We start from the raw sequence: 17713 nt of genomic DNA on the forward strand, positions 1-17713 counted from the left end.
ATTTGACAAATTGTAAAATATCCCATATACTTTGGTTAAAAGGTTTTAGTAATCCAATCATAAAGCCGCAGGGGATGTTCCGATGGCAGAGAAAAGGACAAAAGTGAAAAAGCCGACAATGGTTGACGTTGCGGCAAAGGCAGGCGTAACGATTGGGACGGTGTCCCATGTAATCAATAAAACCGCGCCTATTTCCGATGAAACGACGGAACGGGTGCTTGCGGCAATTAAAGAACTTGGCTATAAGCCGAATTCAATTGCCCGTGCGCTGCGAACCAAGAAGTCTTATGTGATCGGCTTTTTGCTTCCGGATGTAACAAATGATTTTTATTCCCCGGTGCTGAGTTCCTTTATCGATAGCGCGTATCAGGACGGCTACACGGTTCTTGTGGTCAGCTACCAGTACAGCAGCAAGCGTGAAGAGATCGAGATGGAGCGCCTGGCGGATAAAAACGTAGACGGAATCCTGCTGTTCAACGGCTGCGATGACCTTGCCCTGCTCCAGCGTATGCGGGCGGAGGGTATGCCCATTGTCATTGCAGACCGCCGTGTGGACGAGCTTGATCTTCCCACGGTTGAATTCGACAATGTGGCGACGGTCAGCAAGGTGATCGGCATGATGTGCAAAAAAGGATACAAACGGATTGGTTTCCTCTCCGAATCCACCCGTTTGAGAAACCTCAATGACAGGTATGAAGGATATAAGAAAGGACTTATGGAAAATGGGCTTTCCGTAAATCCGGAGCTTGTTTATATCAGCGAAGATATGGAAATGAATAACCTGGAAAAAGGATATTCCTATATCAAACGCATTCTTGAAAATACGGATAAGGAAAATCTTCCCGATTCCATCTTTGCAACGACGGATCTTCTGGCGATTGGCGCGGTACGCGCATTCAAAGAAGCAGGTTTCCGCATACCGGAAGAAATCGGCGTCGTCGGTTTCGATAACATTTCCTTTACGGATTTTATCGAACCCAAACTCACGACAGTAGAGCAGGATAAAACATTGATGGGCCGTATCGCGTGGGATATCATGAAAAGCACGCTTGCCGGCGAAAACAAGAAAACGCAGCATGTAATACTCCCGCAGAAAATTATTGTCAGGGAATCCTGCTGAAATCAAGGGAAACAGAACAAACATAAAAAGAATACTTTGAAAAGCCGCCAAGAGCGGTATTTCATAAGGCAGGCCGTTAAAACGTTTTAACGAATCGCGGCCTGAAAACGAATAAAGGTACAGGGGGAAAAAACATGAGTGAACGATTCAAACAACTTTCGGCGGCCCTTGAAGACAAGGGCATGGATGTAACCGCTATCCTGCAGCGGCTGAAGGAGCAGGTCATTGAGCTTCCGTCGTGGGCGGTGGGCAATTCCGGTACGCGCTACGGCACATTCCGTGAAGAAGGATCCGCACGTACCATATGGGATAAAATCGACGATTGTGCTGAAATACAGCGTGTTCTTGGCATTACGCCGGTGATGGCGTCGCACGTCGCCTGGGATGTGACGGAGGATGGACAGTATGCACCGGTTCGCAGCTACGCAGAAGAAAAGGGCCTCAAAATCGGCACCGTACATCCCGATGTCTTTTCGCGCCAGGAGTATATTTACGGCAGCATTTGCAGCCCTAAACCGGAAGTGCGGGAATTCACACAGCAGCATTTCCTCGACTGTGTACGCGTTGCCAAAGAAATGGGTTCCAAAGTAATTGGGATGTGGGTTGCGGATGGCACAAATTATCCGGGGCAGGATAATTTGAGGGAACGCAAGCACCGCCTTTATGAAGGGCTTAAGGTATTATACGATGCAATGGACGAGGACATGAAACTTGTCATTGAATATAAACCGTTTGAACCGTTCTTCTACACGACGGATATTGCGGATTGGGGTATGTCCATGCTGATGTGCCAAAAACTTGGGAACCGCGCAAAGGTACTTGTAGACCTTGGGCATCATCTTCCAGGCGTAAATATTGAGCAAATTATATCAACGCTGCTTGATGAAAACATGCTCGGCGGGTTCCACATGAACAACAGGCGCTATGCAGACGACGACCTTATTACGGGCACCGTCAACCCGATGGATTTGTTCCTGATCTATAAAGAAATTATCGATGCGGAACAGGGCGGCGTCAAGACCGATATCACGTATATGCTTGACCAGTCGCACAATATCGAACCGAGCATCGAAGGCATTATTTATTCTGTCATGAATGCGCAAACGGCCTATGCGCGCGCTCTTGTGATTGACCGGGAAGCGCTTGGAAAGGCGCAGGAAGAGTATGATGTGGTAGGTGCAAATAAGATCGTAATGGATGCGTTTAACACGGACGTACAGCCGCTTTTGGAGCAGGCCCGCATAGAACTCGGGCTTTCCGATACGGATCCGCTGCGCAACTACCGGCAAGGAGGGTATGCACAAAAGATTAAGCAGGAACGTGGTTTTGATGGAATCAATACACTGGGAGGTTGATTAAATGACAGGAAGAGAACGAATCCTTACCGCTTTAAAACGGCAGCAGCCGGATAGGGTACCTACGATGGAATGGGTACTGAATCCGGATGTAACGGAAGCAATCACGGGCGACCGTAACCAGATTGAGTTTGCCAAAAAAATGGGCGTAGATGCTGTAGCAGTATCGCTCAATTATACAAAAGAGAAGATCGACGACGAACATTTTGTGGACGAGTGGGGTGTAAAACGCATCAGCTATGATGAATATCCAACGCCGGTCGGCTATCCGATTAAGGATGAAAACGATTTTAAAAATTTCAAGGTGCCGGATCCGGATGCGGAGCACCGTTTTGATTCCATCCGGCAGGCATTGAAGGAAGCGGATGGGGAAGTGGGAGTTGTGGCGCGCGTGAAGGACATCTTTTCCCTGCCGCGTGATATGATGGGGTTTGAAGATTTCCTGATGTCCTTCTACCTCCAGCCGGAACTCGCGGCCCAATTGATGCAGATGTGCGTCGAGCACAGTACGCGCATCGGCCATAATCTGCGGGAAATCGGTGTAGAGGCCGTAGTAATTGGGGACGATATTGCCAACAATACAGGCCTTCTGATGCGGCCGGATATGTATGTAGACCAAGTTTATCCCTATTTTAAACAACTGGTGCAGAATTTGAAAGCCGAAGGGCTCTTTGTCATCAAGCATTCGGACGGGGATCTTAGGGCTGTGCTTCCGGAACTTGTGGATTCGGGAATCGACTGTCTTGATCCCATCGACCCGCTGGGCGGTATGGATATCGGCTACATGAAAAAGACATATGGCGACCGGATCGCACTCAAAGGGAATATCGACTGCGTCGAAACTCTGGTGGAAAAACCGCTTGCCGATGTGCGCAAAGAGACTGCGCGCTGCCTGTTGGATGCCTCGGAGGGCGGCGGACATATTATTTCATCAAGCAATTCCATCCATAAGGGAATCAATCCGGAAAATTATAAATATTTCCTGGAACAGGCGCATGAACTTGGGACATATCCGCTGGACCGGGCTGCTTTGGAAAAAATTGCAGATGGAAAATAGAAAAAATAAACTAAAATAAATCAAAACAATAAAAGCGGGCTGCAAAAGGGAACGAGATGAGGCAGCCCGTTTTTTTGTGCGGAAATGGCAGGGGAAAGAAGAAAAAGAGGAAATAAAATCGCTTTTTTGCTATATAATTGAATATTCTTGTTGTTTTTAAAAAAAGAATTGACAAGGAGAAAACAGCTTGTTAAAATTGGTTTAACGTTAAACATAATTTTCAATACACAATGTTCGCTGATCTTTTCTTTTACGGCATGGACTTTTAAAGGAGGTACATATGGCAAAGTTTCAATTCCTGGGATTCGCGTCCTTTCTGATTACGGCGGACGACGGAACCACAATCCTGATCGATCCATATATCGACGACAACCCAAAGGCCCCGGTGAAGACGGATGATCTTCCGAAGATTGACCTTATCCTTGTGAGCCACGGCGCCTTTGACCACATGAAGGATACGCCAAAGGTTGCGCTGCGGGACGGCAGCAAGATCATCTGCGGCGGCGAGACAATGAACCTGCTGATCGACCAGGGCGTTCCCGCAAAGCAGATTACGCAGTGCGTATGGGGACTTGCGGTGCGCGAGTGCGGCATCACGGTGCGCCCGGTGGTGAGCATGCACCGTTCGTCCGTTCGGCTTTCGGACGGCACGGCAATGGACGGCTTTGCACTCGGGTTCATTATTTACCTGCCAGACGGCACGCGGGTATACAACGCAAGCGATACGGCACTGTTCTCGGATATGAAACTGATTGGCGAGCTGCACAAACCGCAGGTCGGGCTCATGAACGTAACGATTGAAAACTGTTTCGATTTCCTGCCCGAATTCCTGACGGGGGAGATGACGCCCTATGAAGCGTCGCTTGCCTGCCAGTGGCTGGGCCTCGAATATGCGGTGGCCTGCCATTATGCGGACAAGGATAACCCGGATGTACGCGAGTTTGAACAGCTTCTCCGTTTGATGAAAGATAAAAATGGAGAGGGGTCGCCTGTTCCGGTTGTGATGGATCCGGGCGGCGTGTTCGAATATCCGGTGAAAAGCAAATCATAAACAAGTCATAAAAGGAGCGTTTCAGCTCAGAACCTACCGGCGGCGCCGGTATATTACGGAGGAAAATGGTATGTCGAAAGTTGGATTTATTGGCCTTGGAATCATGGGGAAACCTATGGCAAAAAATTTGGTAAAAGCAGGTTATGACCTCATCGTTTACGATATCGTGGATGCGGCAGTCAAAGAACTTGGCGAAGCGGGCGCGCAGGCGGCGCCTTCAATTGCCGAAGTTGCGCAGGCTGCGGATATTATCGTAACGATGCTGCCGAACTCCCCCCACGTGAAGGAAGTTGTGCTGGGGGCGGACGGTGTGCTCGAACATGCAAAAGAAGGAACGATTATTGTTGATATGAGCTCTATTTCGCCGATTGCATCGCAGGAAATTGCTGCGGAGTGTGAAAAAAAAGGCGTGATCCTGCTCGATGCCCCGGTGTCCGGCGGAGAGCCGAAAGCCATCGATGGAACGCTCGCCATTATGGTGGGCGGCGATGAAGCGGCGTTTAAAAAGGTCGAGGAAATGCTTCTTAAAATGGGTTCGTCCGCGGTGCTTGTGGGTGCGGTTGGCAGCGGCAACGTTACCAAGCTTGCGAACCAGATCATCGTGGCCCTCAACATTGCGGCCATGAGCGAGGCGATGGTTCTGGCGACGAAAAACGGCGTTGATCCGGAAAAAGTATACAATGCAATCCGCGGCGGCCTTGCAGGATCAACCGTGCTTGATGCAAAAATGCCAATGGTCCTCAGCGGCAACTTCAATCCGGGATTCCGTATTGAACTTCACATCAAGGATTTGCAAAACGCGCTCGACTGTGCGCACTCGGTAAATTCGCCCATACCGTTGACGGCTGAAGTCATGGAAATCATGCAGGGACTCAAGGTAGCAGGCATGGAAAAGAACGATCACGACGCGATTATCCGTCATTATGAAAAACTGGCGGGCGTGGAAGTAAGAAGAGACTAAAGCAGAAGGGGAAAAATCATGGATAAGAAAACACAGGCTTATGTAAAACAAACATTGCCGGCATTAAAGGAACTGAAGGCGCCCGAAGGGATGTCGCTTGACGAACAAAAACGAATCTACCGCCAGATGTGCCTCATCCGGGAGTTTGACTCCCAGGTAAAAACGCTGTGGATGAAAAATGAAATCTACGGCCTCGCGCACTCTTACGTGGGCGCGGAAGCAATCGCGGTCGGTGCTTGCGAAAACCTGAATAAGGATGACTTCATCACCTCCACGCACCGCGGCCACGGACACACCATCGCCAAAGGCGGAAACACGCGCGCGATGATGGCGGAACTCCACGGAAAGTATGAGGGCCTCAACCGCGGCAAAGGCGGATCGATGCACATTGCGGACGTCGATATCGGAATGCTGGGCGCAACGGGCATCGTGGGCAGCGGTATGCCGATTGCAATCGGCAGCGCGATTTCAGCCAAGGTTCTGAAGAACGACCGGGTTACGATTTGTTTCCACGGCGACGGCGGCACAAACCAGGGCGTGTGGCACGAATCCATCAATATGGCAGCCGCGTGGGACCTGCCGGCGATTTTCCTGATTGAAAACAACCAGTATGCCATTGCGACAAAGCTCGGCTGGGTCGCGAAAGAGACGGATCTTTACAAGCGTGCCATTGGCTACGGCATTGAAGGCGTACAAATTGACGGGTTCAACGTATTCGATGTGTATAACGCGGTGAAAAAGGCTGTTGAAAAAGCCAGGAAGGGCGGCGGCCCCACACTGATTGAAGCGCGCTATATCCGCCTGCTCGGGCACTTCGTAGCGGATGACCAGTGGTACCGGGATCTGAAAGCGGACGAAATTTTCTGGGAATACGAACCGATCAAACGCATGAAGGAATACTTCATCAGCAATAAGCTCCTGAGCGAAGAAGAAGTGGACGCGATCCAGCAGGATGCGATCGATGAGATCGCGGACGCAGTGAGCTATGCGCAGAACGAGTGCACGGAACCGTCGGCAGATACGCTGTATGACGACATCTATGCAGACGGCGAGATCATCTATTAAGGTTGGAGGAAACGAAAAATGGCAGTTATAACCGTTAGACAGGCACTCAATGATGCCTTTAAAGAAGAAATGAAAATAGATCCCACCATCATCATGATGGGATGCGACATCGGTGTGCGCGGCGGCCCGTTCGGCATTACGCTCGACCTGATGAACCTGTATGGCAAGGACCGCGTCATCGATACGCCCATTTCCGAACCGGCTTTTGTAGGCGCGTGCGTAGGTGCGGCGGCGACGGGCCTGCGCCCGGTTGCTGAGGTTTTGTATTCCGACTGGATTACACTCGGGATGGACCAACTCGTCAATATGGCGGCTAAAATGCGCTATATGTTTGGCGGCAAAGTGCATATGCCCCTTGTGGTCCGCGCGCCGTTTGGCGCGGGTGGCGGCATCGCGGCGCAGCACTCCCAATCATTTGAAGCATGGTTTAACCATGTGCCGGGCTTTAAAGTAGTCGCGCCGATCGAGCCGTATGACGTAAAAGGTATGATGAAAACAGCGCTCCGCGACGACAACCCGGTTATCTTCTTCGAGCATAAGCGGAGTTACCAACTGAAAGGCGAGGTGCCGGACGGCGAAGAAGGCGAAACCTATACGGTGCCGTTTGGAAAAGCGGCTGTTCGCCGCGAAGGTACGGACGTAACGATCGTGGCTTATTCCATGATGGCAATCCGCGCCAAGAAAGCGGCGGAGGAGCTTGCGAAGGAAGGAATCTCATGTGAAGTAATCGACCTTATTTCCCTGCTGCCCCTCGACTATGATACGGTTATGAATTCCATAGGGAAAACGAACCGCGTTGTGGTTTGCCAGGAAGCAAACCTGCGGGGCGGCATGGCGGGAGACATTGTTTCCGAGATCATCGACAGGGGCTTCGACCTCCTCGATGCGCCGCCGGTACGCGTAGGCGCATTGAACGTGCCGATGCCGTATAATAAGGGCCTTGAAGACCTGTGCATCCCGGATGAACAGAAGATCAAGGACGCGGTATACAAGGTTCTCGACAACAAATAAACAGAGGGTAGGATTATGGCAAGAAAAATGGCTTTGCCTAAAATAGGCGTAAATATGACGGAAGCCGTCATCGCAAAATGGCTTGTGAAGCCGGGCGATACGGTAAACGAAGGCGATCCGATCATTGAGGCGGAAACAGATAAATCCACACAGGAAATCTATGCCACGGAAGGCGGAATCGTTGCGAAGCTCCTCGCGGATGAAGGCGAGACAGTGGAATGCTATACGGACATTATGGTCCTTATAGACGAGGGAGAGGAATATAAAGAGGAAGAAGAAGCTCCGGTGAAAGCGGAAGAGCCGAAGGCAGAAGAACCGAAGGTTCAGGCGGCTCCTCCTGCGGCGCCCGCGCCGGTTCCGGCTCAGGCGGCTGCTCCCGCACCGGCAGGGGCGCGCGTGCGCGTGTCCCCGCTTGCGAAAAAGATTGCCAGAGAAAACGGAATCGACTTTCATATCGTTCCGCCGGCAGTCCCGGGCGGGCGTATCGTGAAAAATGATGTGCTCAATTTCCTTGCAAACGGAGGCGGAGCGGCTCCTGGCGCGGGTGAGAACCTCGATGTGATCCCCATGAGCCCAATGCGCAAAATAATTGCCGCACGCATGACGCAGAGCACGCTTGAAAAGCCGTGCGTAGGCCTTGTGACTACGGCAGATGCGACGGCGCTCCTTGCGCTGCGCAAAAAGTATAAGGAAAAAGGAATCAAGGTTAGTATGGATGCGATCCTTGCGAAGATGGCCGCAAAAGCGCTGACCATCCACCGCAACATCAATACGGTCCTTGAAGGAAATGATTTGCTCGTAAAACGCGATGTCAATGTAGGCGTTGCGGTTGATACGGAAAAAGGGCTTATGGTTCCGGTTGTAAAAAATGCGGATCAAAAAAGCCTTCTCGAAGTATCGGAAAATCTTTCGGCAATGGTGGAAGATGCGCAGGCGTCGCGGCTTTCTGCGGACAACATGGGCGGCGGGACGTTTACGATCACCAACCTCGGCATGTTCGGGGTAGAAGAGTTTGGGCCGATCATCAACCCGCCGGAGTGCTGCATTTTGGGCGTGGGCGCGCTCAAAAAGGAGTTTGTGCCGGATGAAAACGAAAAGCCGAAACTGACCACAACGTTCAAGATGAACCTGGTGTTTGACCACCGCATTGTGGACGGCGCACCGGCGGCACGGTTCCTCAAAACATTGAAGGAATTCGTAGAGATGCCGGAACTGCTGATCTGACGGGGTGGATGACATGGCAAATTATGACGTAATCGTAATCGGCGGAGGACCAGGCGGCTATGTGGCCGCCATCAAAGCGGCGCTTGGCGGCAAAAAAACGGCGCTTGTAGAAAAAGAGCATCTTGGCGGCGTATGCCTTAACTGGGGCTGCATTCCCACCAAGTCCCTCCTGAGGAATGCGGAAATTGTACGCGATCTTTCCGAGGGAGAAAAATTCGGATTTTCGGTGGGGGAAATCAAGACGGACTACGCGACTGCACAAAAACGCAGCCGTGAAGTAAGCGCAAGGCTTGTCAAAGGCATCGAATACCTGATGAAAAAAAATAAAATCACGGTATATAAAGAGTCCGCGCGTTTTTCAGGCAAGCTGGAGCTTTCGCTTGCTCCGTCAGGCGAAAAACTCAATGCGAAGAATATCATCATCGCTACGGGAAGCAAGCCGTTCGCGCTTCCGATGCTCGACTATTCCATGCCCAATGTTCTCGATTCAAAAAAGGCGCTGCAGGTGACGAAAGCGCCGAAAAGTATTATAATTGTGGGAGCAGGGGCAATCGGAATGGAGTTTGCAACGGTGTTCCGTTCCTATGGAGCGCAGGTGCATATCGTAGAGATGCTGCCCCGCGTACTTCCCAATGAGGATGCGGAAATTTCCGCCCTGGTTGAAAAAGAATTCAGGAAAAAAGGCTTTGACGTGCATGTCGGGACAAAGCTCACCAGCGTTGAAAACGATGGCAAAACGGTCAAAGCACAGTTTGAAAAGGACGGCAAAACGTTTGCGCTCGAGAGCGAATGTATTCTCGCGGCGACAGGGGTGCGGCCGAATACGGAAGAACTCAATTTAAAAAGCTTTGGAATCAAAATGGACCGGCGCGGATATATTGAAGTGGATGCAAATATGCGTACCAGCGTTCCCGGAGTCTATGCCATCGGCGATGTGACGGGCAAGCTTGCGCTTGCGCATACGGCGAGCGCACAGGGGATGCAGGCGGCAGGTCATATCTGCGGCAAGCGTACGGAACCCCTCAACTACAATAATATTCCCAAATGCACCTATGCCGTACCGGAAGTGGCCAGCGCGGGCCTTACGGAAGCAAAGGCAAAAGAGGAAGGATATCAGGTTGGGACGGCGGTATTTCCCCTTTCCGCAAACGGAAAAGCCATTTCCTATGGGGACGATACGGGCTTTGTGAAGCTGGTATATGATAAAAAATACGGTCAGCTCCTGGGGGCCCATATGACGGGCGTCCATGTTACGGAAATGGTTTGGGGTATCGTGGGATATCTCGGCATGGAAATGACGGTAGAAGAAATGGCGGAAGTTGTGCATCCGCATCCGACGGTCAGCGAAGCGATCATGGAAGCGGCGCACATGGCGTCAGGAGAACCGATTCATATTTGAGCGGTTAAAAAAAATCCGGATGTGCGGATGGCCCCGCGCGGGGCTTTCCGCCGGATTGGAAGGGAAGAAATTTTTTATGGCAATCCAAAAAAATCCAAAATGTACGGAAACAGTGTGCCCGGTCTGCGGGCTGAAACTGTCCTTTGACGATGGAGTTTGTTTCTGCCCGGCAGAGTACTGTGGCTGGAAGTGCAGCAAATGCAGGGAAGAGGCGGAAAAAAACGACAAATAGGGAGAAGTGTTTTGAAAGGAGTGGTCTAGTTGAAATACAAGTTTGCAAGTGCGGATTTTACTTTCCCGCTGCTTGGGCATGATAAGGTAATCAAACTTATCGGACTCCTCGGCTTTGACGGAATTGATATCGGGCTTTTTGAAAACCGCGGGCATCTTCAGCCATCCGCGATATTTGACGATGCCGCCGGAAACGGACGGGCGTTGAAACAGAAAACGGACGATGCGGGCATTGTGGTCGCAGATGTATTTTTACAAAGCGATGTGGACTTTGAACCCCGGGCGATCAACCATCCGGATAAGGAAATCCGCAAGGGCGTACGCGAATGGTTTTTGAAAACTCTGGAATATGCAAACGCATGCGGCAGTAAACACGTTACTTGCCTGCCGGGCGTCCATTTCGCGGACGAAGACTATGAGACCTCCTTTGTACGTGCGAAAGAAGAGCTTGCATGGCGCGTGGAGCGTGCGAAGGAAGCGGGTCTTGTTTTTGGCACGGAAGCACATACCGGCGCGGTGGCGGACACACCCAAACGGGCGGAGCGTCTGGTGCGCGAAGTGCCGGGCCTCACGCTCACCCTCGACTATACCCATTTTGCCATCGAGGGAATTCCCGACAGTGAGGTAGAACCATTAATTAAATATGCCTCTCATTTCCATGCCAGAGGTGCGGCAAAAGGCGTGCTGCAAGCAGTGATACAGGAAAATACGATCGACTATCCGCGCATTGTGGAAGTGATGCAGGAGGTGGGTTACGAGGGCTTTATTGGCGTAGAATATATTTGGATGGAATGGCAGAATGCCAATCGGGTGGATAATATATCCGAAGGGATCCAATTGCGGAAAATTATGGAAGCGGCCATGAAGTAAAAAGCAGAAGAAACGGAATCCTTGGCGTGGAAAAACGGCAGGAAAAAGAAAGCGCCCTGATGCAGCGTTTTTCAGGCAGAAAAACGGAAGGCGCGCAAGGGCGGAACATCATGAAAGGGAGGATTTTGACTATGGCGGGTAAACTTGAAAATAAAGTTGCGTGGGTCAGCGGCGCCAATAAAGGAATCGGCGAAGGAATTGCGCGCCTTTACGCCGCGGAAGGCGCAAAAGTCGCGATGATTGGCCGCACGGTTTCCGAGGGGGAAAAAATTGCGCGGGAAATCAAAGATGCGGGGGGAGAGGCTTTCTTTTTCCGTTGTGACGTTACAAGGGAGGAAGACATCAAAGCCTCCATTGAAGAGACGGTGAAACGGTATGGAACCATTGATATCCTCGTGAACAATGCGGGTATCGTGGATGTAAAAATGCTGCACGAATATACAATAGAGGATTGGGATTGGGTCATGGACCTCAACGTGCGTTCCATCTTCCTCTCCTTCAAGTATGCGTTTCCTTATTTGAAAGAGCATGAGCATAGCTATGTGGTCAACCTGGGTTCTATCTCGAGTTTTGTAGGGCAGGATTGCACGCCTGTCTATACGACGTCAAAAGGGGCGGTGCTCAATCTTTCCAAGTCTATCGGCCTTGATTATGCGCGTTATGGGATTCGCTGCAATTGCGTCTGCCCGGGCATCACAGAGACGCCCATGCTGCGTACCCATTTGAATGCGGAAAAAGATCCGGATGCACATTATAAAAACCGGCTGCGCCGCGTTCCGCTTGGAAGACAGCTCTACCCGGAGGATGTGGCAAAGTCCTGCCTGTTTTTCTCCTGCGAAGATTCCGCGGGCGTGACGGCGACGTCTCTTATTGTAGACGGCGGCTATCTTGGATGCGCGGAATGGGATACGGCAAAGTATCCGGAGGAAGGGGAAACAGAACGGCGGTAGACAGTCTCCGGCTAACCGGAAGTTAAAGGATATTGTGGGGGCGGGCGGCCCGGTTTGTTCTGTATGATATTGACGAAACAGGTTTATTTTAGTACAATTTTAATTGAAATAAACCGGGCCGCCCGTCAGAACTGAAATTGCCCGTTTAAGGAGCTGTAAGTGCCGAAAAAAGTAGTGACATTAAAAAATATAGCCGAAGAGCTGGGGCTTTCCATTACCGCGGTGTCCAAGGCGCTGCGTGGGGAGGGCGGCATCGGGAAAGATACGGTGCTCCGCGTACAGGAAACGGCAAAACGAATGAATTATTTGCCGAATTCCGTGGCGAAAAGCCTGCGGACGAATACGACAAAAACACTGGGGCTTATTGTATCCGACAGTTCCTTTTCTTTTTTTACCCCTGTGATTGAAGGGGTTGAAAAATCTGCAGCGGAATATGGATACAATATTATTTTGTGTAATGCCTATTCAAACGTGGATAAGGAACGCGAGGCGGTTCGTATTCTTGCCAACAAGCGTGTGGACGGGCTGATCTTCGCTGCCTCTATGCTCAATGGGGAAGAACACAGGGGGTTCCTGGATTCCTTTGGGATTCCTTATGTTTTTGTGATTCGAAAGAGCGAAACAGATGAGAGCGATTATGTGATCAATGATAATACGAACGGCAGTTTCCAGATGGTGGATTATTTAATTAAAACCGGTTCGAAGAAGATTTATTTCATTAATATTTATGAGAAAATCACATCCTATTCCGACAGAATGGTCGGGTACCGGAAAGCCCTTGAAGAAAATGGTATTCCCCTTGATGAACACCTGCTCTACGGCGCTAAACCCACGGTGGAGGACGGGTATGCCGCTATGAACAGGATCCTTGCGTCCAGCCAGCAGATCGATGCTGTATTCTGCGGCTGTGACGTCATTGCGATCGGCGCAATGGAAGCGATTATAGAGGCGGGTCTTCGAATACCGGAGGATATCCGCGTGGCGGGGTATGACGATATTGAATATGCGGCCTATTTGCGCGTCCCGCTTACGACGGTGCGCCAGCCGAAGTATAAGATTGGCAAGATGGGAACAGAGATCCTTCTCGACCGAATCCAAGGCAAATTTGAAGGGCGCCAGAACATTATTTTGCGTCCCGACCTCGTATTGCGCCATTCTACATAAGTTATTTTTTGGAATATCTGCTTTATTCTTGCAAAAAAAGCGTATAAAATTTCAGAATCTTGTGGCAAAATTATAATTTTTAAGCCTTTGTGAAAAAATAGCATTGACAAGTGCGGTGTTTATGATTTATAGTTTAGAAAACATAAAGGGAGCAAAAGTCCCGAGGGTGGATCAATCATTATAAACAGAGAGAATAAAAATAAGTAGTTGACAAAAGGCTCCTTTTGGAATAAAATAGGTTTAACGTTAAAGAAACATATTGCTCAACAAAATGATAGTATTTTATCAACACTGAAAAGAAAATACGGAGTAGTCAAAAGGCGGTTTGCAAAAAGGGTGGACTGCATTTAATACAGGCATTTAAGTTCAATTCATCATTGGCGTAGTGATTCAAAAGGCACAAGTGAAAAGAGAACGAAAATTGGCTTATTATCAACGATACTAGAACGTTTTAATTGATGTTAACTTCATTAAAACGATTTAACAGTTTGCCGGCCGTTTCCGGTCCGGCAAAGAAAAAATAGACGCAAATAATAAAACTGGGAGGAAAAGAAATGAAGAAAATCACAGTAGTAGTAGCGGTAGTGTTGGTCGCATTGTTCATGTTTGCGGCATGCTCCACGCCTGCTCCGGCAGAGTCTTCGGCCCCGGCTGAAGCGTCGACAGAGGCGTCCACGGAGGCATCGACAGAGGCTTCCACAGAAGCTTCGGAACCGGCTGCGGAAGCGAGCGAGTGCGTGATCGGCCTGAATGCCGGCACGGAATCAAACCAGTTCCACAACGACGTAAACAACAGCATCAAGAACGTTGCGGCGGAAAAGGGTGTGGAAGTCCTGTATGCAGTATCCGAATTCGATCCGCAGCAGATCATCCCGAAGGTGGAATCCTTGCTTCAGCAGGGCGCGAACGTCATCGTTGACTTTAACGTAAACGCTCAGGTTGGCGGCAATATCGTTGACGTCGTGAAGGAAAAAGGCGGCAAGGGCGTGATCGGCATCGATGTGGAATATGTTTCCGCAAGCGGTGACAAATCGTGGTTCATGGGCGCCAATAACCAGATGGCAGGCGAGCTGTGCGGTGAAGCGATCGGCGACTATGTCAATGCAAACAAAGACGGCAAACTGGATTACCTCGTACTGTTCCACAATTCTGAAAACGGCGACGAAGTGAAAAAGAGAATGGCTGGCGCAATCGATGGTCTGAAGAATAAGGGCATTGAAGTAGCGGAAGACCAGATCGAATGGATCGAACTGGGCGGCGGCGGATCTGAGACGACAATCGCTGGCCGTGATAAAATGACGGCGTGGCTGACGGCTCATCCGGATGCGCACAGCGTAGGCGTGGTCGCGGTTAACGACGAAACGACGACGGGCGCTCTGGCGGGTGCTGAAACACTCGGACGTGAGGAAGACTGCGTATTCGCTTCCCACAACGTAAGCCAGGTTTACATCGACGCGGCTCTCTCCGGAGAACTGTATGAAGGCTACACCGGTTCCGTTGCATACTATCCTGAACGGTACGGCGAATACATCGTTCCGCTGGCAATGGACATCGCTTCCGGGAAAAACACGGATCCCGATACGAAGATCACGGTTGATCACGTATTCGTTTCACCCGACATGATCGCGGACTATGCGCAGGCATATGAAGATTACAAGGCAGCTTGGACCATCAAATAACAGGTTCACTGCGTAGAGAGTAAAGGGAAAGGGCCGCTGCGTTTATGCGGCGGCCCTTTTTAATCGGAAAATTCTGAAGAAATTAGGGGAGAAACTATGGGTAGCGAATACAGGCTTCAGATGAAGGGTATCACAAAGCAATTCCCCGGCGTGCTCGCGCTCGATGGTGTTGATCTGGAAGTGAAGGCAGGGGAGGTCCTAGCGGTGATCGGCGAAAATGGCGCCGGCAAGTCCACTATGATGAAAATACTTTCCGGCGCGCTTTTAAACGACCATGGCGAAATTTATTTGGACGGGGAACTGGTCCCGCCGGAAAAAAATGCCCGGGAACGCCTCGATCTGGGAATTGCAATCATATACCAGGAACTGAACTATTTGGATGAGATGACGATAGCTGAAAACCTTTTCATGGGCGAATTGCCTGTAAAAGGCGCTTTTAAGACGGTTGATTTTAAAAAACTGAGAAAACAGGCGCAGGAGCTTCTCAATAAATTTGATCTGCCATACGATCCGTTCACCAAGGTAGGGACTTTGACGGTTGCGGAAAAGCAGATGATTGAAATCCTGCGTGCGGTTTCCAAGGACGTCAAAGTGCTCGTGATGGACGAGCCGACTTCGGCTCTTTCTGAAACGGAGATTGAACAGCTTTACGCATTTATCAAGGATTTGGCCTCAAAGGGAGTATCGATCTTATATATCTCTCATAAGCTGGATGAAGTGTTTGCGGTGACAGACAAAATACAGGTTATGCGCGATGGAAAACGCGTAGGTTATCTGAATACTAAGGATACTACCGAAGAAGAACTCGTTGAGCTGATGGTAGGCCGCGAACTTTCGGATATGTATCCCAAGGAAGAGGCGCAGATCGGCGAAACGGTTCTCGAAGTGAAGCATCTCGACTGCGAGATTGCGCATGACGTCAGTTTCAAGGTTCGTAAGGGTGAAATCCTCGGCTTGTTCGGTTTGCTCGGTTCCGGGCGTACGGAAGCTGTGGAGGGTATTCTCGGCAAGAAGGAAATGACGGCCGGAGAGATCTACATAGAGGGGAAGCAGGTTACGATCAAAAACATGATCGAAGCGAAAAAGTACGGCCTTGCATATGTGCCGGCCAGCCGGAAAGATGAAGGCTTGATCCTGATCCAGACCGTGCGTGCCAATACGTCCGTCACGGTGCTCGACCAGCTTGGCGCAATCATCGATAAAAAGAAGGAAACGGAGCTGATCGACGATTGGATCAAAAAGCTCCGGATCAAAACCCCGTCGCCGGACGTTCCGGTAGATTCCCTTTCGGGCGGCAACCAGCAGAAAGTCGTTCTGGCGAAGTGGTTGGCGGCCAGTCCGAAAGTGTTGATTGTCAATGAACCGACGCGTGGAATTGACGTGGGCGCGAAGGTGGAAATCTATAAGCTTTTGGAAGAATTGTGCCAGGAGGGAATTGCGGTCATCATGATTTCGAGCGAGTTGCCTGAAACGGTGGGCATCGCGGACCGGATACTGATCTTCAAGGAAGGCGAAATCAAAGGCGAATTTGATCGCAAAGATTTCACGCAAAAGCAAATTTTACAGATTGCGGTAGGAGGAGAACAATGAAGACGAATGAGGCTGCTGTGCAGAAAAAATCAATGAAAGAAAGAATGGGGAGCATGGGCAATAACCTCAGCCTGATCATTGCTATCGTTGCCCTGTGGGTGGTGCTTGGCATCGCGTCTCCCTTCTTCTCATCGTTTGACAATTTAATGAACATCTTGCTGGCTTCGGCGATTACGCTTATCCGGGCGTCCGGTGCGACGATCGCCATGATTACCGGCGGCATGGACCTTTCCCAGAATGCGACGGGCGCGATTGCGGGCGTTGTATGCGCGACGGTATCCGTTTCCATGGGCGCGCCGGTTTGGCTGGTAATCTTGCTTGCGCTCGGCATTGGGCTTGGCTTTGGCGCGATCAATGGCGTACTGATTGCTTACCTGAAGATTAACCCGATCATCACGACCATCGCTACCATGCAGATTTTCCGTGGTATTGCTTGGTTGTTTACGGATGTAACAATTCAGGTGGCGGATAAGAGCCTCATTTTCATGGGACGCGGCTACATCGGAGGCGTGGTTCCGGTTTCTGTACTGATTGCGTTTGGTTTCTTCTTCCTTGCGTTCTTCCTGCTCAAGTATACGCGGTTTGGACGTCAGGTCTACATGGTCGGCGGAAACGAGACGGCCAGCCGTCTTTCAGGTATCAATTCGAATAAAATTAAATTTATTTGCTACCTGATCAGCGGCTTGTGCGCGGGCTTTGCAGGCATGCTGCTCTCGGCGCAGGTCGGCGCGGCGCTGCCGTCTTCCGGTGCAGGTACGGAAATGGACGTCATCGCGGCTATCGTTTTGGGTGGCCTTTCGCTCTCGGGCGGCAAGGGATCCATGGTGGGGACCTTGCTTGGTATTTTGATCCTGTCCATCATCGCCAACGGTCTGCAGGTAATGGGGGTCAACCAGTATGTGCAGTGGGTTGTTACAGGTTCGATCCTGATCCTTGCGGTCTTGATCGACGTTATCCGCAGCGGGGCGCTCAAGAAACAGTAAACC

General features: G+C 50.5%; 16 protein-coding genes. All 16 read left to right on the forward strand.

Annotation, left to right across the window (positions count from 1 at the left end; genetic code table 11):
• The first annotated feature begins 82 nt into the window (after positions 1–82).
• The 16 genes from H8S18_RS04475 (at position 83) to H8S18_RS04550 (ending at position 17710) form a co-directional block, all read left to right on the forward strand.
• Complete coding sequence (locus H8S18_RS04475; RefSeq protein ID WP_186857104.1) at positions 83–1120, forward strand: LacI family DNA-binding transcriptional regulator; 1038 nt, start codon at positions 83–85, stop codon at positions 1118–1120.
• A gap of 134 nt (positions 1121–1254) precedes the next feature.
• Positions 1255–2475 carry an L-rhamnose isomerase gene (locus tag H8S18_RS04480; protein ID WP_207721647.1) on the forward strand — a complete coding sequence of 407 codons (1221 nt, stop codon included), beginning with the start codon at positions 1255–1257 and terminating at the stop codon, positions 2473–2475.
• Between the two features lie 4 nt (positions 2476–2479).
• The gene (locus H8S18_RS04485) at positions 2480–3532 is read left to right on the forward strand and encodes a uroporphyrinogen decarboxylase family protein (RefSeq protein ID WP_186857105.1); all 1053 of its coding nucleotides are present in this window, start codon (positions 2480–2482) and stop codon (positions 3530–3532) included.
• Between the two features lie 280 nt (positions 3533–3812).
• Positions 3813–4583, forward strand: a complete 771-nt coding sequence (locus H8S18_RS04490; protein ID WP_186857106.1) for an MBL fold metallo-hydrolase — start codon at positions 3813–3815, stop codon at positions 4581–4583.
• 7 nt (positions 4584–4590) lie between these two features.
• A complete protein-coding gene (garR, locus tag H8S18_RS04495) occupies positions 4591–5544 on the forward strand; it encodes a 2-hydroxy-3-oxopropionate reductase (RefSeq protein WP_186857401.1) in 954 nt (317 codons plus the stop codon).
• A gap of 18 nt (positions 5545–5562) precedes the next feature.
• A complete protein-coding gene (locus tag H8S18_RS04500) occupies positions 5563–6609 on the forward strand; it encodes a thiamine pyrophosphate-dependent dehydrogenase E1 component subunit alpha (RefSeq protein ID WP_186857107.1) in 1047 nt (348 codons plus the stop codon).
• An 18-nt stretch (positions 6610–6627) separates the two neighbouring features.
• Positions 6628–7620, forward strand: coding sequence for an alpha-ketoacid dehydrogenase subunit beta (locus H8S18_RS04505; protein ID WP_186857108.1), 993 nt, complete (start codon positions 6628–6630; stop codon positions 7618–7620).
• 15 nt (positions 7621–7635) lie between these two features.
• On the forward strand, positions 7636–8844 hold the full coding sequence (locus H8S18_RS04510; RefSeq protein ID WP_186857109.1) for a dihydrolipoamide acetyltransferase family protein: 1209 nt from the start codon (positions 7636–7638) through the stop codon (positions 8842–8844).
• 13 nt (positions 8845–8857) lie between these two features.
• Entirely contained in the window at positions 8858–10243 is a 1386-nt protein-coding gene (gene lpdA / locus H8S18_RS04515; protein ID WP_186857110.1) for a dihydrolipoyl dehydrogenase, read from the forward strand.
• 76 nt (positions 10244–10319) lie between these two features.
• Complete coding sequence (locus tag H8S18_RS04520; protein ID WP_186857111.1) at positions 10320–10475, forward strand: hypothetical protein; 156 nt, start codon at positions 10320–10322, stop codon at positions 10473–10475.
• Positions 10476–10504: 29 nt separating this feature from the next.
• Entirely contained in the window at positions 10505–11344 is an 840-nt protein-coding gene (locus H8S18_RS04525) for a sugar phosphate isomerase/epimerase family protein (RefSeq protein ID WP_186857112.1), read from the forward strand.
• Between the two features lie 131 nt (positions 11345–11475).
• The gene (locus tag H8S18_RS04530; protein WP_186857113.1) at positions 11476–12294 is read left to right on the forward strand and encodes an SDR family NAD(P)-dependent oxidoreductase; all 819 of its coding nucleotides are present in this window, start codon (positions 11476–11478) and stop codon (positions 12292–12294) included.
• A 159-nt stretch (positions 12295–12453) separates the two neighbouring features.
• Positions 12454–13458: a LacI family DNA-binding transcriptional regulator gene (locus tag H8S18_RS04535; protein WP_186857114.1), complete on the forward strand. Its 1005-nt coding sequence runs from the start codon at positions 12454–12456 to the stop codon at positions 13456–13458.
• A 554-nt stretch (positions 13459–14012) separates the two neighbouring features.
• The gene (locus tag H8S18_RS04540) at positions 14013–15137 is read left to right on the forward strand and encodes a sugar ABC transporter substrate-binding protein (protein ID WP_186857115.1); all 1125 of its coding nucleotides are present in this window, start codon (positions 14013–14015) and stop codon (positions 15135–15137) included.
• A 96-nt stretch (positions 15138–15233) separates the two neighbouring features.
• Positions 15234–16727 carry a sugar ABC transporter ATP-binding protein gene (locus tag H8S18_RS04545; protein ID WP_186857116.1) on the forward strand — a complete coding sequence of 498 codons (1494 nt, stop codon included), beginning with the start codon at positions 15234–15236 and terminating at the stop codon, positions 16725–16727.
• On the forward strand, positions 16724–17710 hold the full coding sequence (locus H8S18_RS04550; RefSeq protein ID WP_186857117.1) for an ABC transporter permease: 987 nt from the start codon (positions 16724–16726) through the stop codon (positions 17708–17710). The genes H8S18_RS04545 and H8S18_RS04550 overlap by 4 nt, the downstream gene beginning before the upstream one ends.
• Positions 17711–17713 lie beyond the last annotated feature (3 nt).

It is taken from the genome of Christensenella tenuis (genome assembly GCF_014287795.1).
Classification (GTDB): Bacteria; Bacillota; Clostridia; order Christensenellales; family Christensenellaceae; genus Christensenella; species Christensenella tenuis.

Bases quoted from the DNA above. Each gene is read 5' to 3' on its own strand.
- H8S18_RS04475 (WP_186857104.1), top strand. From the start codon at position 83: ATGGCAGAGAAAAGGACAAAAGTGAAAAAGCCGACAATGGTTGACGTT.
- H8S18_RS04480 (WP_207721647.1), top strand. From the start codon at position 1,255: ATGAGTGAACGATTCAAACAACTTTCGGCGGCCCTTGAAGACAAGGGC.
- H8S18_RS04485 (WP_186857105.1), top strand. From the start codon at position 2,480: ATGACAGGAAGAGAACGAATCCTTACCGCTTTAAAACGGCAGCAGCCG.
- H8S18_RS04490 (WP_186857106.1), top strand. From the start codon at position 3,813: ATGGCAAAGTTTCAATTCCTGGGATTCGCGTCCTTTCTGATTACGGCG.
- H8S18_RS04500 (WP_186857107.1), top strand. From the start codon at position 5,563: ATGGATAAGAAAACACAGGCTTATGTAAAACAAACATTGCCGGCATTA.
- H8S18_RS04505 (WP_186857108.1), top strand. From the start codon at position 6,628: ATGGCAGTTATAACCGTTAGACAGGCACTCAATGATGCCTTTAAAGAA.
- H8S18_RS04510 (WP_186857109.1), top strand. From the start codon at position 7,636: ATGGCAAGAAAAATGGCTTTGCCTAAAATAGGCGTAAATATGACGGAA.
- lpdA (WP_186857110.1), top strand. From the start codon at position 8,858: ATGGCAAATTATGACGTAATCGTAATCGGCGGAGGACCAGGCGGCTAT.
- H8S18_RS04520 (WP_186857111.1), top strand. From the start codon at position 10,320: ATGGCAATCCAAAAAAATCCAAAATGTACGGAAACAGTGTGCCCGGTC.
- H8S18_RS04530 (WP_186857113.1), top strand. From the start codon at position 11,476: ATGGCGGGTAAACTTGAAAATAAAGTTGCGTGGGTCAGCGGCGCCAAT.
- H8S18_RS04540 (WP_186857115.1), top strand. From the start codon at position 14,013: ATGAAGAAAATCACAGTAGTAGTAGCGGTAGTGTTGGTCGCATTGTTC.
- H8S18_RS04545 (WP_186857116.1), top strand. From the start codon at position 15,234: ATGGGTAGCGAATACAGGCTTCAGATGAAGGGTATCACAAAGCAATTC.
- H8S18_RS04550 (WP_186857117.1), top strand. From the start codon at position 16,724: ATGAAGACGAATGAGGCTGCTGTGCAGAAAAAATCAATGAAAGAAAGA.